The sequence below is a fragment of the Arthrobacter sp. L77 genome, from assembly GCF_000816565.1.
Taxonomy (GTDB): domain Bacteria; phylum Actinomycetota; class Actinomycetes; order Actinomycetales; family Micrococcaceae; genus Arthrobacter_D; species Arthrobacter_D antioxidans.
This window is the reverse complement of sequence record NZ_JWSU01000005.1, coordinates 207,390-233,151: the sequence shown is the minus strand read 5'-3', so window position 1 is coordinate 233,151 and position 25,762 is coordinate 207,390. Positions and strand designations below refer to the sequence as shown.

The 25,762-nt window shown below is 69.3% G+C and carries 24 protein-coding genes; 12 read left to right on the top strand and 12 right to left on the bottom strand.

Going from position 1 to position 25,762, the window contains the following annotated elements; genetic code table 11:
• The first annotated feature begins 159 nt into the window (after positions 1–159).
• The gene (locus tag RY94_RS09200; protein ID WP_156135098.1) at positions 160–2,025 is read left to right on the top strand and encodes a hybrid sensor histidine kinase/response regulator transcription factor; all 1,866 of its coding nucleotides are present in this window, start codon (positions 160–162) and stop codon (positions 2,023–2,025) included.
• Positions 2,026–2,100: 75 nt separating this feature from the next.
• Here RY94_RS09200 and RY94_RS09195 read toward each other — a convergent pair whose 3' ends face one another.
• Positions 2,101–2,892: an alpha/beta fold hydrolase gene (locus tag RY94_RS09195; RefSeq protein ID WP_043444317.1), complete on the bottom strand. Its 792-nt coding sequence runs from the start codon at positions 2,890–2,892 to the stop codon at positions 2,101–2,103.
• A gap of 108 nt (positions 2,893–3,000) precedes the next feature.
• On the opposite strand from RY94_RS09195, the gene RY94_RS09190 reads away from it, so the two are divergent.
• The gene (locus RY94_RS09190) at positions 3,001–3,501 is read left to right on the top strand and encodes an SRPBCC family protein (protein WP_043444315.1); all 501 of its coding nucleotides are present in this window, start codon (positions 3,001–3,003) and stop codon (positions 3,499–3,501) included.
• A 21-nt stretch (positions 3,502–3,522) separates the two neighbouring features.
• Here RY94_RS09190 and RY94_RS09185 read toward each other — a convergent pair whose 3' ends face one another.
• Positions 3,523–3,960 (bottom strand): GlcG/HbpS family heme-binding protein, encoded by a 438-nt coding sequence (locus RY94_RS09185; RefSeq protein ID WP_043444314.1) that lies wholly within the window; start codon positions 3,958–3,960, stop codon positions 3,523–3,525.
• Positions 3,961–4,150: 190 nt separating this feature from the next.
• On the opposite strand from RY94_RS09185, the gene RY94_RS09180 reads away from it, so the two are divergent.
• The 7 genes from RY94_RS09180 (at position 4,151) to RY94_RS09150 (ending at position 10,533) form a co-directional block, all read left to right on the top strand.
• Positions 4,151–5,014: a class II fructose-bisphosphate aldolase gene (locus RY94_RS09180; RefSeq protein ID WP_043444312.1), complete on the top strand. Its 864-nt coding sequence runs from the start codon at positions 4,151–4,153 to the stop codon at positions 5,012–5,014.
• A gap of 2 nt (positions 5,015–5,016) precedes the next feature.
• Positions 5,017–5,832, top strand: coding sequence for an HAD-IA family hydrolase (locus tag RY94_RS09175; protein ID WP_043444308.1), 816 nt, complete (start codon positions 5,017–5,019; stop codon positions 5,830–5,832).
• Positions 5,829–6,461 (top strand): dihydroxyacetone kinase subunit DhaL, encoded by a 633-nt coding sequence (gene dhaL, locus RY94_RS09170; RefSeq protein WP_043444306.1) that lies wholly within the window; start codon positions 5,829–5,831, stop codon positions 6,459–6,461. The genes RY94_RS09175 and dhaL overlap by 4 nt, the downstream gene beginning before the upstream one ends.
• A 43-nt stretch (positions 6,462–6,504) precedes the next feature.
• A complete protein-coding gene (gene dhaK, locus RY94_RS09165; protein ID WP_043444304.1) occupies positions 6,505–7,500 on the top strand; it encodes a dihydroxyacetone kinase subunit DhaK in 996 nt (331 codons plus the stop codon).
• A 134-nt stretch (positions 7,501–7,634) separates the two neighbouring features.
• Complete coding sequence (gene arsD / locus RY94_RS09160) at positions 7,635–8,039, top strand: arsenite efflux transporter metallochaperone ArsD (RefSeq protein WP_043444710.1); 405 nt, start codon at positions 7,635–7,637, stop codon at positions 8,037–8,039.
• 8 nt (positions 8,040–8,047) lie between these two features.
• Entirely contained in the window at positions 8,048–9,811 is a 1,764-nt protein-coding gene (gene arsA / locus RY94_RS09155) for an arsenical pump-driving ATPase (RefSeq protein WP_043444301.1), read from the top strand.
• A gap of 149 nt (positions 9,812–9,960) precedes the next feature.
• Positions 9,961–10,533: a hypothetical protein gene (locus RY94_RS09150; RefSeq protein ID WP_052274182.1), complete on the top strand. Its 573-nt coding sequence runs from the start codon at positions 9,961–9,963 to the stop codon at positions 10,531–10,533.
• 64 nt (positions 10,534–10,597) lie between these two features.
• Here the strand turns inward: RY94_RS09150 and RY94_RS09145 are convergent, their stop codons facing one another.
• From RY94_RS09145 to RY94_RS09130, 4 genes are all read right to left on the bottom strand, one after another.
• Entirely contained in the window at positions 10,598–10,894 is a 297-nt protein-coding gene (locus tag RY94_RS09145; RefSeq protein WP_043444300.1) for a hypothetical protein, read from the bottom strand.
• A gap of 102 nt (positions 10,895–10,996) precedes the next feature.
• Complete coding sequence (locus tag RY94_RS09140; RefSeq protein ID WP_043444706.1) at positions 10,997–12,328, bottom strand: phosphoribosyltransferase family protein; 1,332 nt, start codon at positions 12,326–12,328, stop codon at positions 10,997–10,999.
• Positions 12,329–12,369: 41 nt separating this feature from the next.
• Entirely contained in the window at positions 12,370–13,095 is a 726-nt protein-coding gene (locus RY94_RS09135) for a hemerythrin domain-containing protein (protein ID WP_043444298.1), read from the bottom strand.
• A 94-nt stretch (positions 13,096–13,189) separates the two neighbouring features.
• On the bottom strand, positions 13,190–13,903 hold the full coding sequence (locus tag RY94_RS09130; RefSeq protein WP_082046209.1) for a substrate-binding domain-containing protein: 714 nt from the start codon (positions 13,901–13,903) through the stop codon (positions 13,190–13,192).
• A gap of 152 nt (positions 13,904–14,055) precedes the next feature.
• Here RY94_RS09130 and lhgO point away from each other — a divergent pair, with 152 nt between their 5' ends.
• Both lhgO and RY94_RS09120 read left to right on the top strand, forming a co-directional pair.
• Positions 14,056–15,246: an L-2-hydroxyglutarate oxidase gene (lhgO, locus tag RY94_RS09125; RefSeq protein ID WP_043444295.1), complete on the top strand. Its 1,191-nt coding sequence runs from the start codon at positions 14,056–14,058 to the stop codon at positions 15,244–15,246.
• Positions 15,243–16,319 (top strand): Ldh family oxidoreductase, encoded by a 1,077-nt coding sequence (locus RY94_RS09120; RefSeq protein WP_052274181.1) that lies wholly within the window; start codon positions 15,243–15,245, stop codon positions 16,317–16,319. The genes lhgO and RY94_RS09120 overlap by 4 nt, the downstream gene beginning before the upstream one ends.
• Positions 16,320–16,348: 29 nt before the next feature.
• On the opposite strand, the gene RY94_RS09115 is transcribed toward RY94_RS09120, so the two are convergent.
• Both RY94_RS09115 and RY94_RS09110 read right to left on the bottom strand, forming a co-directional pair.
• On the bottom strand, positions 16,349–17,041 hold the full coding sequence (locus RY94_RS09115) for a GntR family transcriptional regulator (protein WP_043444294.1): 693 nt from the start codon (positions 17,039–17,041) through the stop codon (positions 16,349–16,351).
• Positions 17,038–17,748 (bottom strand): fumarylacetoacetate hydrolase family protein, encoded by a 711-nt coding sequence (locus tag RY94_RS09110; protein WP_043444292.1) that lies wholly within the window; start codon positions 17,746–17,748, stop codon positions 17,038–17,040. The genes RY94_RS09115 and RY94_RS09110 overlap by 4 nt, the downstream gene beginning before the upstream one ends.
• A 71-nt stretch (positions 17,749–17,819) precedes the next feature.
• On the opposite strand from RY94_RS09110, the gene RY94_RS09105 reads away from it, so the two are divergent.
• Positions 17,820–20,675 (top strand): FAD-binding and (Fe-S)-binding domain-containing protein, encoded by a 2,856-nt coding sequence (locus RY94_RS09105; RefSeq protein WP_043444289.1) that lies wholly within the window; start codon positions 17,820–17,822, stop codon positions 20,673–20,675.
• Between the two features lie 10 nt (positions 20,676–20,685).
• Here the strand turns inward: RY94_RS09105 and RY94_RS09100 are convergent, their stop codons facing one another.
• The 4 genes from RY94_RS09100 to RY94_RS09085 are packed head-to-tail and all read right to left on the bottom strand — an operon-like array spanning position 20,686 to position 25,759.
• Positions 20,686–22,452, bottom strand: a complete 1,767-nt coding sequence (locus RY94_RS09100; RefSeq protein WP_043444288.1) for an IlvD/Edd family dehydratase — start codon at positions 22,450–22,452, stop codon at positions 20,686–20,688.
• Positions 22,453–22,456: 4 nt separating this feature from the next.
• Complete coding sequence (locus tag RY94_RS09095; protein WP_043444286.1) at positions 22,457–23,617, bottom strand: acyl-CoA dehydrogenase family protein; 1,161 nt, start codon at positions 23,615–23,617, stop codon at positions 22,457–22,459.
• 4 nt (positions 23,618–23,621) lie between these two features.
• Positions 23,622–24,839: a CaiB/BaiF CoA transferase family protein gene (locus tag RY94_RS09090; protein WP_442853445.1), complete on the bottom strand. Its 1,218-nt coding sequence runs from the start codon at positions 24,837–24,839 to the stop codon at positions 23,622–23,624.
• A gap of 35 nt (positions 24,840–24,874) precedes the next feature.
• The gene (locus tag RY94_RS09085) at positions 24,875–25,759 is read right to left on the bottom strand and encodes a fumarylacetoacetate hydrolase family protein (protein WP_082046207.1); all 885 of its coding nucleotides are present in this window, start codon (positions 25,757–25,759) and stop codon (positions 24,875–24,877) included.
• Positions 25,760–25,762: the final 3 nt, after the last annotated feature.

The following is a 25,762-nucleotide window of genomic DNA, read 5'->3' as shown; positions in this document are numbered from 1 at the left end:
CGTGATGTGACGGGCGTGTTCGACTATCGAGGGTCTCGGGACCCTCGAGAATGGCTTCTACTGTACCCAGCCGGACCAGAGTGCTGGCAGTGGAGTGGCCCGCTATCCTGAAGGCCCGTGCGCAGCGTCGCGCCCGGTTGCAGGAGACAGGTGTCGTACATGCAGCAGCTTCCCACGCCCAGTGTCACTCAGGACCACACTTCGCCCTCCCAACTGGACCGCATCACTGAACTCGCCGGCGACCTCGCCGGTCAGTTCGACCTGGTACCGCTCCTCGAGCGCGTGCTCGGCCACGCCGTCGCACTCCTCGACTGCGAGAGTGGCTCCATCTCGATAGTCCACGAGGCCGAGGGGTACTACCGCAAGGAAGTGGACCAGGGCGTCGGCTGCCACCAGGGTCAGACCTTCCCACTGACGGAGGGTCTGACCGGCCAGATCGTTGCCACCCACGGAACGGTCATCCTCGACCGCTATGCCTCCGTGGCGATCGGGCACATCGACCCAGCGGATCCACGTTGGGGGAGTGCCGTCATCGGAGTGCCCATCGCGTGGGACGGTGCCATCATCGGCACGTTCGCCATCTTCAGCGATGGGCCCGGCCGCGTCTTCACTGCAGCAGACGCTTCTCTTGTGGAGCTCTTCGCCAACCATGCCGCCATCGCCATCATGAACTCCCGGCTCCATCAGGCCGCCGCAGCAAAGGCGCGTGAGGCCGCTGTTGCCGGCGAACGCGAACGGGCCGTGCAGGAAGTCCATGAGACCATCGCCCGTTCCTTGGGCTCGCTCCTGCTGCATCTCGATCGGGCCGACAGGACGACGCCTGGTGGATCGCCCTCCATCCAGCACATCGATTCCGCCCGCGTGCTCGCCCACGAAGCGCTTTTCGAGACCCGACGCACCGTGCTGGGCCTCGCCCCGTCCAGCCTCGCCGGTAGCACTCTCGAGGAGGCAGTACGTCGAGAACTTGATCGTGTAGGCAACAGTTACCCCATAGACCTGACGCTCCTCGTGACCGGCCAACCACACGAAGTGACCGGCGAACCGCACGAAGTGGCGCCCGTCGTCGTGCACCAGCTCTTCATGGTCATCCAGGAAGCGGTGGCTAACGTCGTCGCTCATGCCCGAGCCACCACGTGCCGAGTAGGCATCTTCTACGACGAAGCAGGTCTAACCTCCGTCGTCGAGGACAACGGGCGCGGCTTCGAGCGGCCGGACATCGAGAGTGATGCAGGAACCGCACAGGGCCGCCGGCTCGGCCTGCACGGCATGGCCGCCCGCGCCCACTACCTGCGGGGTGAACTCCATGTCGATTCGACACCGGGCTGGGGCACCAGCATCCGCGCCCAGGTGCCCTACTCCTCCAACGGCGACGCCTCCCGGGAACGCTGGAAGGTGATCGTCGCCGGTACCCAGCCCCTCGTCCGGGCCGGGCTCGTGCGCCTGCTGGAAACTTCCGAACCGTCCGTCCACGTGCTCGGCGAACACGCCACCATCGAGGACCTGACCGAAGGGGTGTCCCTGCTGCAACCGGACATGATCGTCCTCGACGAGGCCCTGCTCGGCCAGTACGCCGAGGCCCAAGTGGCCAGCGGGGACACCGTTGAACGGCCCGTGGTCGTCGTCGTCGACCACCCGACCGACCAGCAGCTGGCGACGGCGGCGTCGTCGGGCGTGCGGGGGTTTATCTCACTGTCCTCGACGCCCGCCGAGGTGGCGCGCGTCGTCGTCGCCGCCGCCCGCGGCGACGCCCTCCTGGACGGGGCGATCTTCACCCGACTCGCCGAGGCGCGGCAGACAGCCGAGGCAACGCCGAGTACAGCCCACCTCACGGTCCGCGAACTGGAGGTGCGCGACCTGCTCGCCGAGGGGCTGGCAGACAAGCAGATCGCCACGCGCCTCGGAATCTCTGTCAAGACGGTGGAGAAGCACGTGGGCGCGATGCTCCGGAAGACCGGCGCCCGCAACCGCACCATGCTCGTGACCCTGCAGCAGAACACGTCTCAGGCGACCGCGAACCCCACGTAGGCGCCCGCACCCGTCCTCAGCCTACGTACTGAGGTGTGACCAGCACGCTTACCAGGTGTGCGGCTCGAAGGATGGTCACGACGACCCAGCGGTGGTGGCGTCGAGGATGAACCGGGCTGTCTCCTGCGGCTGGTCCCAGTGCGGGAAGTGCCCGCAGTCCTCGAAGACGTGCAGGGTGGCGTCCGGATAGAGAGACATGGCGACAGCGGCCTCGCTGAGCGGGGTGACCCTGTCCGCCCGGCCCCAGCCGAACGCCAGCGTGCCCTTGATCGTCCCCTGCGGCGCGCCCGCCTGGCGCGGTCCGTGCGCGAGGGATCGACGCGCTTCGTCGAGACTGGGCGAGGTGGCGAATCCGCGGAGCTCGGTGAGGACGAGGTCCGGGTCGAGCTTCCAGGGGGCCGCGGAGAACTGGGCAAGCAATGCCGTCCGCCCCGCAGCCTGCTGGACCAGTGACGGCAGGACGGACTGGAGGCGCCGCACCAGCGCGATGGACGGGGTGATGCTGCCGTTGAAGATGCGCACCTGGGTGTCGCTCCAGAATCCTCCGGGATCGAGGGCGACGACGTTGCCGGCGTGACCCCGCCGCGCCAGTTCGACCACGATCCGCGCACCCATCGAGCTTCCGACGAGATCCGCGTCGCGCAGGTCCTCTTCCTCGAGGAACTGCTGGACGGCGTCCGTGAGGGTCGCGATGGTGACCTCGCCCGCGAGCGGCGTGCTGCTGCCGAACCCGGGGAGGTCGATGGCGATGACCTCGCGCTGGTCCCGCAGCAGGGGGAGGACGGGGTCCCAGGTGCGGACGCTCGAGCCGAGCCCGTGCACGAGGACGAGTGGCCTTCCGGCGCCGGTTCGTTCGGTGTTCAACATGTGGAGACCTTTCGTAGCCGGCGCGAGAGCCCAGTCTATGCAGTGCGCTACAGCCGTTCCCGCAGTGGCGGGGACCGCTCAGGACAGCCGCTCTGTGAGACTGGGCCCATGAGCCAGCCACGCATCCTCGATCATCGGGAATCCATCACCATCCAGGCGTCGTCGGACAGCGTCTATGAACTCGTTTCCGACATCACCCGCACCGGCGAGTGGAGTCCGGTCTGCACGCGGTGCTGGTGGGACGACGACGCCGCGGCAGGCCAGATGGGCTCCTGGTTCACCGGGCACAACGAACTCCCGCACCGGACCTGGGAAACTCGATCGCAGGTCGTGGCTGCAGAGCGCGGCCGCGAGTTCGCGTGGGTGGTCGGCGGCGACAGGGTTCGCTGGGGCTACACGCTGATGCCGGCCGGCACCGGGACCACTCTGACCGAATCCTGGGATTTCCTGCCGGGCGGCATCGCCATGTTCGAGGAGAAGTTCGGCGATGATGCGCCCGCGCAGATCGCCGACCGCACCCAGCAGGCGCTCGACAGCATCCCGACGACGCTCGCCGCCATCAAGCGGATCGCCGAGTCCAGCGGGTCCCGTGAGGGTGACCGGTCATAAGACCGTGACTCGGCACCGCGGTCAGGCGATCGCGAACTCCAGGTAGGCGGCAGCGCCGGCGGAGGCGACTTCCTGGTCCTGCTCGATGGTGCCGGTGGAGACGCCGATCGCGCCGATGATGCTGCCGTCGCGCACCAGCGGGATGCCGCCGGGGAACACCACGAGGCGTCCGCCGTGGGCGTCGCTCAGGCCGTGGATGGGGCCGTGGGGCCGGGTGAGTTCCTGCAGGTCGCCGGTCTCGCACTGGAAGGCGATGGCCGTGTAGGCCTTGTTGATCGCGATGGTGATGCTGCCGATGTTCGCGCCGTCCATGCGTACGTGCGCCTTCAGGTTCCCGCCGGCGTCGACCACGGCGATGTCCATGGGCTGGCCGATCTCCGTGGCCTTTGCTGCCGCGGCATCGATGACGATGCGGGCTTCTTCCGACGTGATGGTCTCGAGTACTGATCCGGGTGCCATGGGTGTCCTTCGTCGTTGAAGTGGGAGGCCGTGCGGCCGCGGCCCACTCAACCACCCGCGTCGGCTGCTGGCGAGGTGGTGATTTCCCGGGGTGGTGATTCCCCCCAGACCGGGGGCGGGAGAACCCCCATACCCAGGGCGGGAGCGCCCACCTAGCGTGGGAGGAAGCCTGACCAGGAGGAATCATATTGTGGCTGTCGTACCCCTGAAGGACATCGTGGACCCGGCATTCAAGGCACGCTACGGCGTGCCCGCCATCAACATCTTCAACGACCTCACCATGGAGGGCGTGCTCGCCGGCGCGGTGGAGGCCAACTCCCCGGTGATCCTGCAGACCTCGGTGAAGACCGTGCGCAGTATCGGCTCCCGCGTGCTCTTCGACATGTGGCGGTCCATGACGCGCGGCATCGAGGTGCCCGTCACCCTGCACCTGGACCACTGCCCGGACCGCGAGGTCATCACGGACTGCCTGCGGGTCGGCTGGAACTCGGTGCTGTTCGACGCGTCCGAGCTCCCGGTGGAGGAGAACCAGCGCCAGACCATCGAGGTGGTCGCCGAGGCCCGCCGCCACGGCGCGCAGGTTGAGGGGGAGATCGAGGCGATCACCGGCGTCGAGGACGACCACGGGTCCGACGACGTGTCCCGCCAGCAGACCCTCGAGGTGGCCCTCGCGTTCATCGACGCCACCGGGATCGACGTCTTCGCCCCCTCCATCGGGAACGCCCACGGCAGCTACAAGGCCGCCCCGGTGCTCGACGCCAACCGGGTCACCCAGCTGGTCGAGGCCCGCAGCGTCCCCATCGCCCTGCACGGCGGCAGCGGCCTGAGCGCCGAGCAGTTCGCGGACCTCATCGCCCGCGGCTGCGCGAAGGTCAACATCTCCACGGCGCTCAAGGAGACGTACATGCAGTCCAGCCTGGCATTCCTCAAGCAGGCCGAGCAGAAGAACAAGTGGGATCCGCCGTCGTTGTTCAAGCACACGCGGGCCGACGTCGTCGCCCTCACCACGGATCTCTGCACGCAGTTCGGCAGCGCCGGCAAGGGCGGCCGCTGAGCATGCCCGCCCTCATCTTCGACTGCGACGGCGTGCTCGCCGACACCGAGCAGTACGGCCACCTGCCCGCCTTCAACCGGACCTTCGCCGAGTTCGGCGTACCCGTGCAGTGGAGCGTCGACGAGTACGCCGAGCGGGTGAAGATCGGCGGCGGCAAGGAGCGCATGCGCAGCATCCTCACCCCCGCGCTGATCGCCGAGCTCAGCCTGGACGACGACGCCTCCACCGACGCCACGATCCTCGCCTGGCACAAGCGGAAGACCGAGATCTACAAGGGTCTCGTCGAGAGCGGCGTCATGCCCGCCCGGCCGGGCATCGCCCGCATCGTGAAGGAAGCGCGCGACGCCGGGTGGACGCTCGCCGTCGCCTCCACCTCCGCGGAACCCGCGGTCCGCGCCGTCCTGACGCACGCCGTCGGGAAGGACCTCGCCGCGCACTTCGCGGTGTTCGCCGGCGACGTCGTCCCCGCAAAGAAGCCCGCACCCGACATCTACCTGCTGGCGCTGAGGGAGCTCGGCGTCTCGGCCCACGACGCGATCGTCGTCGAGGACAGCGGCAACGGGCTGCGCGCCGCCGTCGCCGCCGGCCTTACCACCGTGGTGACCGTCAGCGGCTTCACCCGCGAGGAGGACTTCACGGGCGCCGCGCTCGTCGTCAGCTCCCTCGGGGACCCGGACGGCGAGCCGGTCGAGGTGCTCGACGACCCGCACGGCGTCGGCGTCTCCGGCGCCGTCACCCTCGCCACGCTGCAGGCGCTGCTCGCCGCCGCGTCGACTGCGACTTCCCCTGCACCGTCCACCGGAACGGAGACACCATGAGCACCACCAAGATCGACGACGTCGAGTACGTCGTCCGCTCCCTGGCGCAGACCACCGTCGAGAAGGAGAAGGAGTTCGGTGACCTCGACGCCGTGGTGGGCGACGGCGACCTCGGCTACTCCCTGGCCCGCGGCTTCGAGAAGGTCCTGGCCGACTGGGATTCGCTCAAGCGCGACGACGCCGCCACGTTCCTGCAGCAGATCGCGCTCGCCATCTCCAGCAGGATCGGCGGGACCTCCGGGCCGCTGTGGGGGACGGCGTTCCTCCGGGCGTCCGCCGCCGCGAAGACCACCGATACGATCGACGGGGCCGCCGTCGTCGCCATGCTCCGCGGCGCCACGGACGGCATCAAGAAGCGCGGCAACTCGGACCTCGGCGACAAGACCCTGCTCGACGCCCTCATCCCCGCCACCGACGAGCTGGAACGCCGGCTCGCCGTGGGCGCCTCCCCGGAGGAGTGCCGGGCGGCGTTCGCCGCGAAGATCCGCGAGTGCGCCGATGCGACGTCGACCATGGAGGCCAAGCGTGGCCGCGCCAGCTACAGCGGCACCCGCAGCATCGGCTCGCCCGACGCCGGTGCGGTGGCCGTGGCCGTCATCGTCGAGCGCATCGTGGCCGACTGGCCCTGACTGTCCCTGACCCGTCCAACCCTCACAACGATGTGGAGCCCCCATGAAGAAGTTCGTCAATGATCCGCAGCAGTTCGTCCCCGAGATGCTCGAGGGCCTGGCGCTCGCCAACCCGGACACCCTGAAGTACGTGCCCGAGTACAACCTGATCATGCGCGCCGACGGCCCGGACGAGAGCAAGGTGTCGATCGTGCAGGGCTCCGGCTCAGGGCACGAGCCCGCCCACGTGATGATCGTGGGCAAGGGCATGCTCGACGCCGCATGCCCGGGCGACGTGTTCGCGGCCCCGCCGTTCGACTACGTGTACGAGACCACCAAGCTCATGGCGTCGCCCAAGGGCGTGCTGCTGCTGGTGAACAACTACACGGGCGACAAGATGGTCTTCGAGATGGCGGAGGAGATGTCCTCCGCGGACGGCATCGAGGTGAAGACGCTGTTCATCAACGACGACGTCTCCGTGGAGGACTCCACCTACACGATCGGGCGCCGCGGGGTGGCGGGCAACTTCTTCGTCATCAAGGCCGTGGCCGCCGCGTCCGAGCGGGGCGCCGATCTCGGCGAGGTCATCCGGATCGGCGAGAAGGTGAACTCGGTGACCCGGACCATGGGCGTCGCGCTCACCGCGTGCACGCCGCCGGCCAAGGGCAGCCCGCTGTTCGAGCTCGGCGACGACGAGATCGAGATTGGCGTGGGCATCCACGGCGAGCCGGGCCGCCGTCGGGGGAAGATGATGCCGGCCAACGAGATCGTCGAGGAGATGCTCGCCCCCATCGTGAAGGACCTGCCCTTCAAGGAGGGCGACCGCGTGGCGCTCATGATCAACGGCCTGGGCGGCACCCCGATCAGCGAGCTGTATCTGCTGTACGGGCAGGCGCACAAGCGCCTCGCCGAGCAGGGCATCAGCGTGGGCCGCAGCTATGTGGGGGAGTACTGCACGTCCCTGGACATGGCCGGCGCGTCCATCACGCTGGTCCGGCTCGACGACGAGATCGAGGGGCTGCTCATGGACCCGGCGGAGATCCCCATCCGCGTGTTCTAGATGGCGTACGACGGCGGGTCGCTCACCTTTCGGTGGGCGGCCCGCCGTTCTGTGGCGGACGTCCTATGGCATATCGATGATTATCGATATAATGGGAGTGAGTCCCATCCGCTATGCACGCCAAGGAGCACCACATGCCCGCGATCCGCATCTACGAATCGGCCCTCTGCTGCGACACCGGCGTCTGCGGCCCCGATGTGGACCAGTCCCTCGTGGACGTGACCGCCGACGTGCGTCACCTCCAGGGACTCGGCGCCGACATCGTGCGCCACAACCTGGCCAGCGAACCGATCGCCTTCACGGAGGACGAGACGGTCCGCGGGTTCATGCACCTGGTCGGGTCGAAGGGACTCCCGCTCACGACCGTCGACGGCGTGACGGTTGCTACCGGAACGTACCCGAGCCGGGACCAGCTGGTCCGCCTTGCCGGGCTGGGTGGAGGCACCGTCGAAGCTGCCGTCGAACCGGAGGCCCGCCCGGACCTCGGCCTGACCGACGCGTCCGGCGGCTGCTGCGGCGGCTCCTCGAGCTGCAGCTAGGACCCGGCATGAAGTTCCTCGAGGACGCACCCCGATTCCTGTTCTTCACCGGCAAGGGCGGCGTGGGCAAGACCTCGGTGGCCTGCGCGACGGCACTCACCCTGGCGAGGGCCGGTCGGAAGGTCCTGCTGGTCAGCACCGACCCCGCCTCCAACGTGGGGCAGGTCTTCGGCGTGACCATCGGGAACACCATCACCGACATCGCGGAGGTCCCGGGTCTCTCCGCGCTGGAGATCGACCCCGAGCAGGCGGCCGAGGCCTACCGGGAGCGGATCATCGCGCCGGTCCGTGGCCTTCTCCCGGAGACCGAGCTGGCCGGGATCGCGGAGAGCCTGTCCGGGTCCTGCACCACGGAGATCGCCTCCTTCGACGAGTTCACGAACCTGCTCGCCGACGACGGGTCCTACGGCGAGTACGACCACATCGTGTTCGACACCGCCCCGACGGGCCACACCATCAGGCTCCTGCAACTGCCCGGCTCCTGGACCGACTTCCTCGAGGCCGGCAAGGGAGACCCCTCCTGCCTGGGTCCGCTGTCCGGACTGGAGAAGCACAAGCAGGTGTACGCCACGGCGGTCCAGGCGCTCACGGACCCGGCGAGGACGCGCCTCGTGCTGGTCGCCCGTGCGCAGACCTCGTCCCTGGTCGAGATCGAGCGGACGTATCTCGAGCTGAACCAGATCGGGATCGGCGGCGGATACGTCGTCATCAACGGGGTCCTGCCCGACGCCGCGGGGGACGAGGACCTGGCGCAGGCCCTGCGCGCCCGTGAGGCTGCCGCCATTGCGGCCATCCCCGGCGCGGTCGCGGGGCTGCCGCGCGACGTCCTCGATCTGAAGCCGGCGAACATGGTCGGCATCCCTGCGCTGGAATCCCTGTTCGCGGCGTCGTCCGGTGGGATCATCCCGGGCGACGCCGCCTCGGTCCCGGACGTCGAGGACGCCCCGCTGGCCGCCCTGGTCAACGAGGTGGAACTCGACGGCCACGGCCTCATCATGTGCATGGGCAAGGGAGGGGTCGGCAAGACCACCGTCGCAGCGGCCATCGCCGTCGCCCTGGCCAAGCGCGGGCACGCGGTGCACCTCACCACCACCGATCCCGCGGCGCACCTCACCGAGACGCTCCACGGGTCCATCCCGGGCCTGACGGTGTCGCGCATCGATCCGGAAGCTGCCATCGAGGAATACCGGAGCCACGTGATGGAGACCAAGGGCAGGAATCTGGACGACGACGGGCGTGCGGCGCTCGCCGAGGACCTCCTCTCGCCCTGCACCGACGAGGTGGCGGTGTTCCGGCAGTTCTCCAAAGTGGTGCAGGAATCACGCCGGCACTTCGTCGTGATCGACACGGCACCGACCGGCCACACGCTGCTGCTCCTGGATGCCGCCGGCTCCTACCACCGGGAGATCGCCCGCCAGGTCGGGGACACCATGGGGTTCGTGACCCCGCTGATGCGGTTGCAGGATCCCACCCAGACGAAGGTGGTTCTTGTGACGCTGGCCGAGACGACGCCGGTGCTGGAGGCCCAGGAACTGCAGGGCGACCTGGAACGGGCCAGGATCCATCCGTGGGCGTGGGTGGTCAACAACTCGATCGCCGCCGCACACCCGCAGACGCCGTTCCTGCGGGCCCGCGCGGCGAGCGAGATCGACCAGATCGCGACGGTACACACGCTGACGGACCGTTTCGCCCTGATCCCGCTGCTGTCCGACGAGCCCACCGGTGAAGAGAAGCTGGCCGCCCTGACCGCGCTGAGTTCCCTGCCTGCCTGACGAGGGCGCGCGCCGCCGCCCATGATGGTGTCGCTGCCCGCCCCGATCGGCGGAGACCTATAGCCTGACGGCGGGGTCTCCGAGCGTGAGGGCCGGAGCAGGCATCGATTTCATCTCTATGGGGGCATTCCTTGGATCTACTGGGCGGCGTGAGCCTTGACGTACTTCGCATCTCTCCGTGGATCGCATCCGCCGTCGTCGCGCTGGGGGTCGGCTTCCTGCTTCGACGCAGTTTCCACTGGATCGCGGTGGGTGCCGTCCTGCTGTTCGCCGCGCTGAACGCGGCTGCCGGGATCTACGTGCTGAACCACTTCAGTGATGCGCGGTGGTCCCCCGAGGGGATGGCGTCGCTGAGCGCCCCATCGCTCGCCGGGACGCCTCTGGTGGGGGAGTACCTTGAACCCCTGGATACCGCGCTGGAAGGGGTCGTTGGCGGGGTGAACGACTTCCGTGCGTTCCAGCAGGCCCTCCCGATCACGCTCGACTTCCTCGCTGTGTCCGGGTGGGCCCTGCTGGTGTCGGTCCCGCTGGTCATCGTCGCCGCGTGGATCAGCTTCGCCAACGCTCGACGCCGGAAGGCCGACGTCACGACGTATCGGGCGTCTGTCGATGCGCTCAGGGACGACTTGGAGCAGGTCAAGCGGCAGATTGCAGCCGGGTGTGCGACCCATCCGGCACGGTCCGGGGACGAAGGGGACTACCGCCTGACGGGTACGCACTGATTCCGGCAGTAGTCCCTTTCATTCCCTGCCCGCAGCAGTGCCCCGGTGGCGGAGAACGGCGGCTCTATTCGCCGTCTCCGGCTGCACCGCCGACCTCGAATGATCCCGAGAGATCGATCTCGGGGGTGGGTCCCGACGTGCCCGTAGAGGTCTGGCCTGAGTCGCCGGCCCGCAGAACGGCAGGGTCGTTGTAGAGCGACCCTTCACCGTCGTCGGCCGCGAAGACTGTCGCCACGGTGCCCGGCGTGAGCGCTGCGGCTGCGCTCGCACCGGGAATCCATGAGGCTGCGGCGTCCGCGGAGGAGCCGGCCACCCACTCGATGCGGATGGGTATGCTCCTGCCGCCGTCGTTGGCTGTCATCTCGTCCTCGTCCTGGCCGATGCTTGTACTCCGATGATCCTCCGCTGGGTGTAGCAGTCAACAGAGGGCCGGCCGGGATCACCCGGAAGCTTCCGTCCCCTCTCACGGCGCGGGTCCCTCCTGCCGGGACGGCAGGAGATATCGGCTGAACCACTCGGCAGCCAGGGTGGCCGCCGCGGCCAGTGTTCCGGGTTCCTCGAAGAGGTGGGTGGCCCCGGGGACGGTCTCCAGCCGGGTGGGAGCCCGCATCAGCGCCATGGCCTGCCGGTTCAGGGCCAGCACCTGGGCGTCGTCTCCGCCCACGATCAGAAGGGTGGGGGCCCGCACCTCCGCGAGCCGGGGGCCGGCGAGGTCCGGCCGGCCCCCGCGGGACACGACGGCGGCAACGGTGGCGTGCGGCTCGGCGGCGGCCCAGAGCGCGGCACCCGCCCCCGTGCTTGCCCCGAAGTACCCGATCCGGCCTGACCATCCGTCCTGCAGGGTTTCAAGCCATCCGGTAGCGGCCCCGAGCCGCTCGGCCAGGAGGGCGATATCGAACACGTGGGTGCGGTGGATCTCCTCGGCCGGGGTCAGCAGATCGAGCAGCAGCGTCCCCAGGCCGGCGTCGTGAAGGACCGAGGCCACGAACCGGTTGCGGGGGCTGTGCCTGCTGCTGCCACTGCCATGGGCAAAGATGACGATCCCTTCGCACCCTGCGGGCCGGTACAGGCTGCCGCGCAGCAGTACGCTTCCCGCGGCGATCTCCACGTCCTCGTCGGCGTCCTCCGCGGGGACGGCGTCTTCCCGGGAACGATGCCGTGAGCGGGCGGCGGCGTCGAGCAGCCTCACCACGTCGTCATCCTCGGTGGGCGAGAAGTCGCGGTAGTAGTAGCCCACCGCTTGGAAGTTTCGCGGTGAGACCAGGCATACGAGCTCGTCCGCCTCCATGGACGAGGCCACGGTCCGGGCCGGCGCGACGGGGACGGCGAGGATCACCCGTGCGGCGCCGAGCTGCCGGGCCACCTGGCACGCCACCCGTGCCGTGGAGCCGGTGGCGATGCCGTCGTCCACCACGACGACGGTGCGCCCGTGGACATCTTCCCGGTTCCTTCCCTGCCGGTACCGGGTGAGGCGCCTCTCCAGGAGCCGGCGTTCCTTCCTCTCGACCGTTTCCAGGTCCTCCTCCGTGACGTGGGTCAGCGAGAGGACGCGCGCATCGAGGACTCGGGCGCCGCCCTCCCCGATGGCGCCCATGGCGACTTCCGGCTGGAACGGGACCCCCAGTTTCCGCACCACGATGACGTCCAGCGGCGCATCAAGGGCTTTCGCCACCTCGACGGCCACCGGAACGCCACCCCGCGGCAGACCCAGCACCACCACGTCCTGACCCCGCAACCCTGCGAGCCGCTGCCCCAACCGGCGGCCGGCGTCGGTCCTGTCCAGAAACTCGACCATCATCCCGGTTCCCCCGTTCGGGAATCCCCCTCCACAGCGGATCAGAGCGTGTCGGGGATGACGCGTCCCGGGAAGAGGGTTGCGTACTGCTTCCGGTACAGGCGGCGTCCGATGAGACGGTAGACGAGACGGACAGGGAAGGGGATCTCCTTGAAGAGTTCCTCCCTGTCGCCGGGCGGATTCGTCGCGAGGACCATCCCGAGATAGCCGACCAGGAACTTCCTGTCGAACGTGTCGATGCCGTGCTGCGCGACCTCGTCGATCTCCTTCTCGGTCAGCGCCCTGTCCACGACGGGCATCACCTCCGTGACCTCCCGGCGCAGGTGCACCTGGAGGACCGTCGACAGGTCCTCGTAGCGGTCAGCGAGGTCCTTTCCCGTGGCTGCGTCGGCCGTCTCCATCCAGTGCAGGCGGACCGGCTCGATGCTGTCGAGTCGGAGCGTGACCTGCCTATGCTGCTCCAGCATCTGCTCCACATGCAGCGCGCACACGGGTGCTCTCTCCGCCAGGCGCGGATACATGAGGAGATCCTCGCCCTCGTGATGGACGTGGAGCACGTTGTCGAAGTTGCCCAGCACTTCCCCCACATAGAGGGCGCGGGCGGTGTCACCCGGCTCGACGGACCGCACCAGTCCGGGCGCCTCTCCGTAGGCCCACAGGAAGAAGCGGTGGATGCGCCGCATGCCTGCGGACCCGGTGCAGAGGATGGGCCCTGCGGGCACGGGTGGCGCGCTTTCGCCGGGTTTCATGGTGAAGAAGTCGGTCATGGGATCGCCCCCGATGGAATTGGTCGAGACCAGGACCCGTCTCCGGCACGGAAATCATAGGTAGTGCAGTCGCTCCGCACAATGGCCGGGCGACTCAGGCGCTGATGTCCTGCAGCCCGGTCGCCACGTAGGCGTTCCGTGCGGAGCGGTCCGTCAGGTGGTCGACGAGGCGTTGCGCGTCGGCCTTGCCGTGCGCAGCGGGGCCCAGGGCAACGGAGAAGTCGGTGTGCTGCTGGCACTCTTCCGGGAGCGGAACCACGGTCTCGATGCCATCCACGAACAGCAGTTCGCTGACCTGCTGGACGGCGAGATCCGCGCGACCGTCCATCAGGGCGGTGCCCGTGAAGCCGGACTCGAGGGCAGTCGCACGCGCGAGCACCTGCTCCGCGATACCGAGCCGGATGAGCAGCTCCTGGAAGAAGATCCCGCTCTGCCCGGCACGGGAGAACGCCACGGACCGAGCGCCGAGCAGCGTGCCCACAAGGTCGCTCTCGGTGGCTATCGACGGAGCCTCGGCGCCCGGGGTCACGCCGAGCCCGAGCCCGGAGCTCACGAGGGGCACCGCTCGTCCGTAAGCGAGAACGCCCGAGGCCTCGAGGTCCTGCAGTGCATCCCGGGTCCCGATCAGCACATCCGGTGTGGCGCCGGCGCTCAGCTTCTCGAGGAGGAGGGTGGTCGGAAGATACTCGGTCCGGATCGACAGACCGGACGCCCGCCCGAAGGCCGGAAGGACGACGCTGTCCAGGGCCTTGCGGACGACGAGGGAACTCAGCAGGTCGAGATCCTGGCGCTTCGGGGGAGTCGGCACGGCACGTCCTTCCGTCGGGTCCTGCGCAGCGGGCTTCCTGACGCGAACAGCCTCGCCGTCGGACCAAACTCTATATTGTTAGTCCCTAACATATAGAGTTGCGGAAGGTTCGCGGTGATCGACGACAACGACGTCAGACGAGGAACACGAGAATGAAGAACTCTGTAGTAGTTGTAGGTGCTGGAATAGTCGGATTGGCCACGGCCTATGAGCTGGGGCTGCGCGGTCACCGGGTGACCGTCCTCGACAAGGAACCCCGGCTGGCGGACCACCAGACCGGGAACAACTCGGGCGTCATCCACTCCGGGCTGTACTACGCGCCGGGGAGCCTGAAGGCGACCCTCGGCACTGCAGGCGCGCAGTCGATGCGACAGTTCGCGGAGGACCACGGAGTGGCAGTGGACATCTGCGGGAAGCTGGTGGTCGCCACCCGGCAGGACCAGGTTCCCGCGCTCGAGGAGCTCCACCGCCGTGGCCTCGCGAACGGGGTGCCCTGCCGGATGATCTCCCCCGACGAGGCCCGCGAGTACGAACCGCATGTCGCCTGCGTGGCAGCCCTCCGGGTCGATTCGACGGGAATCGTCGATTACCGGGGGATCTGTGACGTGCTGGGACGGCTGATCACCGAGGCCGGGGGGGAGATCCGACTGGGTACCGAGGTCGTGGGAATCTCCGCCGACGACCGCTCCGTCACCGTCTCGACCTCCACCGGCGAGATCACCGCCGATGAGCTCATCAACTGCGCCGGCCTGCACAGCGACCGCATCGCGCGGCTGGCCGGACTCACCCCCGATGTGCGGATCATCCCGTTCCGGGGCGAGTACTTCGAACTCACTCCGGACCAGTCCCACCTGGTCCGCGGCCTGATCTACCCGGTACCGGACCCGAGCCTCCCCTTCCTCGGCGTCCACCTGACGAAGATGATCGGCGGCGGGGTGCATGCAGGGCCCAACGCTGTCTTCGCCCTGGCGCGTGAGGGGTACACCTGGCTCACGATCAATCCGCGGGACGTCCTCGAGAGTGCTGCCTGGCCCGGGCTGTGGAAGCTGGGCGGGCGGTACTGGAGGGTGGGGCTGTCCGAGGTCGCACGGTCCCTGTCCCGGAAGAGGTTCCTGGCCAGCCTCCGGGAGCTCGTCCCGGACCTCGACGACGACAGCCTCGTGCCGACCCACGCGGGGGTCCGGGCGCAGGCGATGCGCAGGAACGGTGACCTCGTCGACGACTTCTACTTCGACAGGGCGCCTCGCCAGATCCATGTGCTGAACGCGCCGTCGCCCGCCGCGACCGCCGCGCTGGAGATCGGCCGTCGCATCGCCGACGAGCTGGAGGGGCGGAACCGGTGAGCCAGGAGGATCCGCGCCGCTTCGACGCCGCACAGGTGCACGAGCAGATCGTCGCGATACTCTGCGCCTGGGGGATGCCGGGGGGCCCAGCAGCCGCCACGGCGACAGTGATGGTGGAGACCGACCTCTCCGGCATCGACTCCCACGGCGTCTCGATGCTCATGCTGTACGAGCAGCTCCGGTCCGAGAACCGCCTGAAGCTCGACGCCGTCCCCGTCGTGGTGCGCGACGCTCCGGCCTTCGCCGTCGTCGACGGCGGTGCCGGGCTGGGACATCCGGCGGGTCTCCACGCGCTGGAGCTGGCCATTCGAAAAGCCGCTGCCTGCGGGATCGGGGCGGTGGCCGTCGGCAATTCCCACCATCTGGGAGCTCTCGGCTACTACGTCCGGAGCGCCGCCCAGCGCGGCCTGGTCGCCCTCATGACGACGACGACGCGCACACCCGTCGTGGCGGCCCTGGGAGGCACGACGCCGATCCTCGGGACGAACCCCGTCGCCTTCGCCGCACCCCGCGCGGGCGGAGGGGAGCTCGTGGTCGACATGTCGACGAGCGTCGTGGCGATGAACAAGGTGAAGGCCTACGCGCTCGGCGGACGGGACCTGCCCCCGGGCTGGGTCAATGACCGGTCCGGCAATCCCGTGACCGATGCTGCCCTCGCGCACTCCCTGCTGGCCACGGGGGCGGGAACGCTCAGCCCGCTCGGTGGCTCCAGCTCCGAGACCGGGGGACACAAGGGCTTCGGGCTCAGCCTGATGGTCAATGTGCTCAGCGCGGCGTTCTCAGGGGCTGCGCTTCCGCTCGACGACGCCGACAGCGACAATCTCGGGCACTTCGTCCTGGTGATCGATCCGACGAGCGTGGCGGAGGGTGGGGAGACCGCGCGCTATGTCGACGACCTCCTCCGCCTCATGATGCGGGACGAGCCCGAGGTCATCCTTCCCGGCAGTCCCGAAGCAGCAGCACGCGCCGACCGCGGCGAGAACGGCATCCCGATCCCGGAGAGCCTGCTCGAGCATCTTCGCGGGATCTGCGGCAGGGCCGGAACCGGGATGATCCTCACGCCGCTCGGTTGAGGAGCCGGCCCGGCTCTCGTCCTCAGTCCTTAGTCCTCCGAGGCGACCACCCGGCGGTCCTGCAGGGCGCGGACCTTGGCGTTCTCGATATGCACCCGGATGGCGGAGGATGCACCCTCCGCATCGCGCCTGGTGAAGGCGTCGAGGATCGCACGGTGCTCGGCCGCGGTGGTGGTGGGCGCCGTCGAGTTGGTCCTGGCATACAACCGGAAGCGCTGCGCCTGGCCACCGAAGGATCTCCAGGCGTCCTCGAGGAACGAATTGTCGGCCTGGTGGGCGATGGCCGCGTGGAACTGCTCATCCGCCCGGAGGAAGCTCGTGACCGAAGGGCTGTCGGGACCCTGGGCGCCGGTCTCGAGGTTGCCGATGGTCCCTGCCAGGCGCTCGAGGAATTCGGGGGTCACCCGCAGGGCTGCCTCATAGGCGAGGGCCGGCTCGAGGACCAGGCGGGCGTCCATGACCTTCCGCAGCTCGTCCATGCTGAACAGCGGTGCCACCCGGTACCCCTTGTGGGCTTCCCGAAGCACCAGCCCTGTGTGTTCGAGCCTGGCGAGTGCTTCCCGCACGGGCGTCTGGCTGACCTCGAACTCCCGCGCGAGATACACGAGGTTGAGTACCTCGTCCGGTTTCCGCCGGCCGTCGAGAAGCTGCCCGAGCAGTGCGCTGTGGACCTGATCGGCGAGGGGCTGTCGGGTGGCCTGACGCGGTGGTGTCCGGCTCACTCGACGGTGAAGGAGAGCTCGGCCACGCCGTCGATGCCGGCCGTCACCGTGCTTCCGCGGGTCAGCGCCCCCACGCCCGCCGGAGTGCCGGTGAAGATGAGATCGCCGGGACGCAGGGTGACGGACCGGGAGAGGTGCGCGATGATCTCGGGCACGCTCCAGATCTGGTCACCGAGATCTCCCTCCTGCCGGAGCGCCCCGTCCACGCTGAGCCAGATCCGGCCCTGCGCGGGATGCTCCACCTCGCTGACCGGTCGAAGCGGCGAACACGGGCCGGAGAAATCGAAGCCTTTCGCGAGATCCCACGGACGCCGGAGGTTCTTCGCCTCGGCCTGCAGATCGCGTCGGGTCAGATCCACTCCGACGCCGTAGCCCCACACGAGCTCGAGGGCGTCCGCCGGGTCGAGGTCGGCGCCGCCCTGCCCCAGTGCCACGACGAGTTCGACCTCGTGGTGGAGGTCCGCCGTCTGCGGCGGGTAGGGGACTGCCGGCATGACATCGCCCGACGCCGCAGCGGGCTGCGGCGTGAAGACCGCGTCGGCGGGCTTCAGGAAGAAGAACGGGGGTTCCCGGACGGGATCGGCGCCCATCTCGCGCGCATGGTCGCCGTAGTTGCGGCCTACGCAGAACACGCGCCGCACGGGAAAGAGCGCCCCACCACTGATCGGGAGGCTCGGGAGCGGTGGAACCGGGACGACGTACGTCATGGAGCTCCTTACAGGATCGGTGGCCGGAGCCGTGGAGGAGAGGGACATCACAAGTGATTAACATGTTACTTATGGCAATGATGCTTTCGGCACCCCGGTCCCTCGTCCCGGAGCTCCAGGCCCGCGGCGTGCAGGATGTGCGGGATGATGCGACCTCGCGGGCCGTCTACTCGAGCGACGCGTCGCTGTACCGGGTGCAGCCGGCCGCCGTCGTCTTCCCGCGGCACCTGGACGAGGTGCTCACCACCCTCGAGGTGTGCCGGGAACGCGGAGTCCCGCTCACGTCCCGCGGTGCCGGCACCTCCCTGGCAGGCAACGCGATCGGCCGCGGCGTCGTCGTCGATTTCAGCCGGCACCTGAACCGGGTCCTCGAGTTCGATGCCGAAGCGCGCACCGCCGTCGTCGAGCCCGGGGCGGTCCATGCGACGCTGCAGAAGGTGGCGCTGGCCCAGGGCCTGCGGTTCGGCCCCGATCCCTCCACGCACACGCGCTGCACCGTGGGCGGGATGATCGGCAACAACGCGTGCGGTTCACGCGCTCTCGCCTACGGGCGCACCGCGGACAACGTGACGCACCTCGACGTCGTCACCGGATCCGGCACGCGGCTCCGCCTGGGTCCGGACGGCACGCCGTCGTCGCCGGAGACCGATGCGCTGCGCTCGCTGGTCGGCGCGGAGCTGGGCACGATCCGCACCGAACTGGGCCGGTTCGGGCGCCAGGTATCCGGCTATTCGCTGGAGCACCTGCTGCCGGAGCGCGGCTTCGACCTGCGGCGGGCACTCGTCGGCAGCGAGGGGACCCTCGCCGTCGTCCTGGAGGCGGGCGTGCGCCTCGTGGCCGACGCGCCGCACAAGACCATGGTGGTGCTGGGTTTCCCCGACATCGGGGCCGCCGGCGACGCCGTTCCCGCGGTGCTGCCGTTCGCGCCCACCGCCTGCGAAGGACTCGACTCCCGGATCGTCCAGGTGGTGCGGACCCGCAAGGGCCCGCAGGCCGTTCCCGAGCTGCCGGGGGGTGCGGCCTGGCTGTTCGTGGAGGTGTCCGGCGATGACCCGCTCGAGGTGGCCCACCGCGCCGGGCTCGTCGCCGGCATCGATGCCGCCCGGCATTCGAGGATCATCACGGATGCGCGGCAGGCCGCCGCCCTGTGGCGCATCCGCGAGGACGGGGGAGGGCTCGCCGGGCGGTCGCCGGCAGGCGCCCCCGCGCATGCCGGCTGGGAGGACTCCGCGGTGCCGCCCGAAAGCCTCGGGGACTACCTCCGCGAGTTCGACGAGCTCCTCCTCGCGCATTCCCTCACCGGGTTCCCCTTCGGGCACTTCGGGGACGGCTGCGTCCACATCCGGCTCGATTTCCCGTTCCAGCGCGACGACGGCGCTGCGGCGTTCCGCGCGTTCCTGACCGACGCGGCGGTACTGGTCGCCCGCTACGGAGGCTCCCTCTCGGGCGAGCACGGGGACGGGCGGGCCCGCAGCGAACTCCTCCCGTACATGTATTCCCCCGCGGCCATCGGCCTGTTCGGGAAGGTGAAGGGGATCCTCGACCCGGACAACCTCCTGAATCCCGGCATCCTCGTGGACCCCGAACCACTGGATGCGAACGTGCGCGTGGCCGAGGCAGGACCGCTGCGGACCGGTCTCGGGTTCGGCTACCAGCACGATGCGGGCGACTTCAGCCAGGCGGTGCACCGCTGCACGGGCGTGGGCCTGTGCCGTGCGGCGCACGCGGACAACAGCGCCGTGATGTGCCCGTCCTACCTGGCGACCCGCGAGGAGAAGGACTCGACCCGCGGCCGCGCCAGGGCGCTTCAGGAGATGATCAACGGGGGCGCTCCACGGGGAAGCACACCCGACTGGCGCGCGGCCGAGGTGCATGACGCACTCGACCTGTGCCTGTCCTGCAAGGGCTGCTCCTCGGACTGCCCCACGGGAACCGACATGGCCGCGTACAAGGCCGAGGTGCTCCACCAGAGCTACAAGGGCCGGCTGCGTCCGGCATCGCATTACTCGCTCGGCTGGCTGCCGCGCTGGGCCGGCCTCGCGGCGCGGGCACCGCGGGCCCTGAACTTCCTCATGCAGCTGCCCGGGATCCGCCAGGCCGGTCTGCGGCTGGCCGGCGTGGACCAGCGCCGGACCATCCCGGCGTTCGCACCCCAGACCTTCCACGCCTGGTTCCGGGGCCGTCAGCCGTCCCCGACGCCCGCCGCCCGGCCCGTCCTGCTGTGGGCCGATTCGTTCACCGACAACTTCTCCCCCGAGGTAGGACAGGCCGCGGTACGCGTCCTCGAAGCAGCGGGCTATGAGGTGCGTCTTCCCGAGAAGCCGCTGTGCTGCGGGCTGACCTGGATCTCCACGGGACAGCTCGACTCCGCGCGGAAGACCCTGCATTCGACCGTGGAGGTGCTGAAGCAGTCCGTCGCCGAGGGCATCCCGATCGTCGGCCTCGAACCGTCCTGCACGGGCGTGTTGAGATCGGATGCCGTGGAACTGCTGGGGACCGAGGCGGCCCGTGCCGTGGCGCGGTCCACCCGGACCCTCGCCGAATTCCTCGGCACCGTGCCCGGCTACGAGCCGCCCCGCCTGGACGGAACCGTGGTGGTGGCGCAGCCACACTGCCACCACCACGCCGTCATGGGCTGGAGCCCTGACGCGGCCCTGCTGGAGCAGGCCGGTGCGACCGTCCGGAAGCTGGGCGGATGCTGCGGGCTCGCCGGCAACTTCGGCGTGGAACGGGGGCACTACGAGATCTCCGTCCAGATCGCCGAGCAGCAGCTCCTGCCGGCCATCCGATCCACCACGGAGGACGCCGTGGTGCTCGCGGACGGATACTCGTGCCGGACCCAGATCGAGGATCTGAGCGACCGCCGCGGCATCCACCTGGCGCAGCTACTCGACCCGGCGGCGCACCGGCCCGGTGAGGTGCCCTAGGCGGGCCTGCTCAGCGCGGCTCCTGGACGAGGCTCCGCGGAGCGTCCCGCTCCGGGAGTTCCGTGCTCTGCAGGAACCGGAAGTCGCACCCTTCGTCGGCCTGGGTCACCTCCGACACGTACAGCTTCCGGTACCCGCGCGCGGCGGCCGGGGGAGGGGGTGGGCCCAGCTCGTCCTCGCGCCGCATCAGCTCCTCGGAGGAGACGTCGAGGTGGATCGCGCGGCGGCTGACGCTCAGGGTGATGGTGTCGCCGGTCTGCACGAGCCGCAGCGGCCCGCCGACCGCGGACTCGGGCGTGACATGGAGGACGACGGCGCCGGCAGCGGTTCCCGACATCCGGCCGTCCGAGATGCGCACCATGTCCTTCACCCCCTGCGCGGCGAGCTTCCGGGGAATGGGGAGGTACCCGGCCTCGGGCATGCCGGGTGCTCCGACCGGGCCGATGTTCCGCAGGACGAGGATGTCCTCGGCGGCGACGTCGAGGGCGTCGTCGTCGATCCGTGCCGCGAGGTCTGCCGCGTCCTCGAAGACCACGGCACGGCCCGTGTGCTCCAGCAGGTGGGGGGACACCGCTGCCTGCTTGATGATGGCGCCCCCCGGGGCGAGGTTGCCGCGCAGGACGGCGAGACTGCCTTCCGGATACACGGGGTCGGTGAGTGGCCGCACGATGTCCGAGGGGAAGCCCGGCCCCGCGGCGTCCAGCTCCTCGCCCAGGGTGCGGCCGGTGACCGTCGGCGCGTCACGGTGGATGAGGTCCCCGAGTTCGCGCAGGACTGCGGGCACGCCGCCGGCCCGATGGAAGTCCTCCATGTAGTAGGTGCCCGTCGGTTTCAGGTCCGCCAGGACGGGTGTCTCGGCGCTCATCCGGTCCAGGTCCTCGAGACCGAGACGGATTCCGAGGCGGCCGGCGACGGCGGTCAGGTGGATGATCGCGTTGGTCGATCCGCCGATGGCCAGCAGGACCCGGAGCCCGTTCTCGAAGGCCTGCTGCGTGAGCACGGTGCCCATGTCCGTGCCGCGTGCGGCGAGTGCCACCGCCTGGGTCCCAGTCCGTTCGGCGATCCGCACGCGGTCGGCCGTCACGGCGGGCGGGCTCGCGCTGCCGGGCAGGGCGATGCCCATGGCCTCCGTGAGGCAGGCCATGGTGCTGGCGGTGCCCATGACGGAGCACGTGCCGACGCTTCCCACGAGCCGCGAGTTGACGTCGTCGATCTCCTGGCGGTCGATCTCGCCGCTGCGGAACTTCCCCCAGAACGCCCGGCAGTCCGTGCACGCACCGACGCGCTGCCCGCGGTGCCCGCCCGTCAGCATGGACCCCGTGACCAGCGTGATCGCCGGGACGCCCGCGGACGCCGCGCCCATCAGCTGGGCGGGGACCGTCTTGTCGCAGCCGCCGATGAGCACCACGGCGTCCATGGGCTGCGCGCGGATCATCTCCTCGGTGTCCATCGACATGAGGTTGCGCAGGAACATGCTGGTGGGCTGGGAGAAGCTCTCGTGGAGCGAGATGGTCGGGAAATCGATGGGCAGGCCGCCGGCCATCAGCACGCCCCGCTTGACGGCGTCGAGCAGCGCGGGCATGTTGCCGTGGCACGGATTGAAGCCGCTGCCCGTGTTGACGATGCCGATGACCGGCTTGTCCAGCGCGTCGTCCGAGTACCCGGCCCCCTTAATGAAGGCCTTGCGGAGGAAGAGCGAGAACCCCTCGTCGCCGTAACTGGTGAGACCCCGCCGGATTCCGGAGGCCCGGCCGGCGGGAGCAAAAGATTCCCTCATGCGGCTACCGGAACGCGGGGATGCCGGTGATGTGGCTGCCGAGGATCAGCGTGTGCACCTCGTCGGTCCCCTCGTACGTGCGCACGCTCTCCAGGTTGTTCGCGTGGCGCAGCGGGGAGTAGTCGAGCGTCACGCCGTTCCCCCCGAGCATCGCGCGTGCTTCCCGGCAGATCTCGATGGCCTCGCGGCAGTTGTTGAGCTTTCCCACGGAGATCTGGTGGGGTTGCAGGGTGCCGGCATCCTTGAGGCGTCCCGTCTGCAGGGCCAGCAGCATCCCCTTGTTGATCTCCAGGGCCATGTTCACGAGCTTGAGCTGGGTGAGCTGGTAGCCGGCCAGCGGTCGGCCGAACTGCAGGCGCTCCAGCGAGTAGTCGAGTGCGGCGTAGTAGCTGTCGCGTGCGGCTCCCATGGCGCCCCAGATGATGCCGTAACGGGCCTCGTTGAGGCACTCGAAGGGGCCGCGGAGTCCCTTCGCGTTGGGGAGCAGTGCGGTGCCGGGCAGCCGGATGTCGGTGAGTTCGACGTCGCACTGGATCGACGCCCGCATGGAGAGCTTCTGGACGATCGGGGTGGCCTTGAAGCCCGGGCTGTCGGTCGGTACCACGAAGCCGCGGACGCCGTCGTCGGTCATCGCCCAGATGATGGCCACCTGCGCCACGGAGGCGAGTCCGATCCAGCGCTTGCTGCCGTTGAGGATCCAGTCGTCGCCGTCCCGCTTGGCGAACGTGAGCATGCTGCCGGGATCGGAGCCTCCGGTGGGTTCGGTGAGGCCGAAGCAGCCGATCACCGATCCGGCGGCCATCCTCGGGAGCCATTCGTTCTTCTGCTCCTCCGAACCGTGCTTCGCGATGGCGCTCATCGCGAGGGAGCCCTGGACGCTGACGAACGTGCGTAGCCCTGAGTCGCCGGCCTCGAGTTCCATGGCCGCGAGCCCGTATTCGACGGAGCTCCGGCCGGGGCAGCCGTAACCCTTGATGTGCATGCCGAGGAGCCCGAGTTCCGCCATGCGCGGGACGATCTCCAGGGGGAACTCCGCGCGGTCGTACCAGTCGGCGATGTTCGGCTTGATGGCGGTGTCCACGAAGCCGCGGACGCGGTCGCGCAGGGCACGCTCGTCCTCGGTGAGGAGTGCATCGATGTCGAGAAGGTCTGAACGGTCGGTCATGGGTCTACTTTCCTGTAGCGGCGGGCTGGAGGGTGGAGGTGAACGTTGCTCCGTCGTGTTCCCCGAGGAGCGGAGGCACCCGCGTGTAGCTCGCGGGCGTCTCGGAGAGGCGGATCGGGTTGGCCACCTGTTGACTGGTGCGTCCCGTGGTGGGGTCGGTGATCTCGACGACCGGGGTGAGCCCCAGGTCCTCGGCGAGGGAGAGCGCCTCGGCAATGGAATTGACCTTGCCGGCGGGCACGCCCGCCGAACTGAGGAGGTGGGCCCATTCGACGGCGCTCCTGGTGCCGAGTTGTTCCTCGAGCAGGACCTTCAGCGCGTCCCGGTGCGCGACGCGCTGCGAGTTGCCCCGGAAGCGGGGGTCGACGGCGAGGTCCGGGACGCCGAGGACGCGGACCAGCGACTCGAACTGCTTGTCCGTTCCGACGGCGATCGCCACAGGGCCGTCGGCCGTGAGCAGGGTCTCGTAGGGGGCGATGCTGGGGTGGGCATTTCCCATCCGCTGGGGCGCCTGGCCGGTCGCCAGGGTGCTCGATGCCTGGTTGACCAGTCCGGAGAGCAGGGACGACAGCAGGTTGACCTCCACGCGCTGGCCCCTCCCGGTGGCGTCCCTGGAGCGCAGTGCGGCGAGGATCCCCACCACGGCGTTCTGGCCGGTGACCACATCCACCAGGGCCACTCCCACCTTGCTCGGCTCGGAGTCCTGCGACCCGGTGACGCTCATCAGCCCTCCCACCGCCTGGACGAGGAGGTCGTAGCCGGGCAGGTGCGCCCCGCCGGTGCTGCCGAAACCGGTGATGGAGCAGTACACCAGGTCCGGCCGGCGTTCGACGAGGGATGCGTAGTCCAGCCCGAAACGCTGCATGACCCCGGGGCGGAAGTTCTCGATGACGATGTCGGCTTCCATCGCGATGGCGAGGGCCCTCGCCAGTCCCTCGTCGGTGCGGAGGTCGCAGACCACCGAGCGCTTGTTCCGGTTCACGCTGGAGAAGTACGTGCCGACGCCGTGCTCATCGACCGGGGGAACCCAGGAGCGCGTGTCGTCTCCGGCCGGGCTCTCCACCTTCAGGACGTCCGCCCCGAAATCCGCCAGCATCATGGACGCGAACGGTCCGGCGAGCACCCGCGAGAAGTCCGCGACCTTCAGCCCCTCCAGTGGCCCGGGCGTCGGGTGTCCTTCCGGTGTCGTATCGGCCGGTGGCCTGTCCGTATTCGTGCTCAATGGGATTCGTCCTCCAAAAGAGTTGGTCTGCAGCCCTAGCTGGACGCAGTGACGGGGTTGCTGAGCACGCCGACGCCGGCGACGCGGCATTCGGCCGTGTCTCCGGGGGTGACGTGGATGGCGCCCGGTGTTCCCGTGGAGATGATGTCCCCGGGATACAGCGGCATCACCTTGCTGTGGAAACTGATCAGGTACGCCGGGTCGTAGCGCATGTGGGACACCGTGTTGCTGCGCCTCACCTCGCCGTTGACCACGGTGGAGACCTCCATGTCGGCCAGCGTTCCGCCACCCACGGCTTCGGCCAGCGGCACGATCCGGGGGCCGAAGGAGAAGAACCCGGGAAAGTTCTTGGAGCGGGTGAGGAACCGCGGGTTGCGTTGCAGGATGTCCTCGGCGGTCTGGTCCAGCACGGGCACGACGCCGGCCAGGTAGTCCAGTGCGTCCTCGGGTTCCACGTTACGGCAGTACCTGCCGATGACGACCGCCACTTCGGCTTCGCTGGTGGTGCGCTCGCTCTGCACGGGAATGGGGATGGCCTCGCCCGGTCCGATGACGGTGTGGTCGCCCTTGATGAACGATGCCGGTTCTTCGGGCACGCCCTCGGAGAGGTCGGAGGCGTGCTCCACATAGTTCAGCCCGATGCCCCAGAGCATGCGGGGGTGGCGGTAGGGGGCGCCGTAGACGGCGTCATCGGGATCGCTGAAGACGGCGTCGTCGGCCGTCTCCGCGGCAGCATCGAGCTCGCCGAGGAGATCCCCCGTGAGGACGTCGAGGATGTCACCGGTGAAGCCGGGCAGGAGATCGGACACCCGTGCGAGACCCCGCCGCGGGTGGACGACTGCCGCGGTCTCGGTGCCGGTGGTCCCGGGACCGCTAGCCGGGGAGGTGGTCGAACAGAGGTGCAGAATACTGGGAGCCATGAC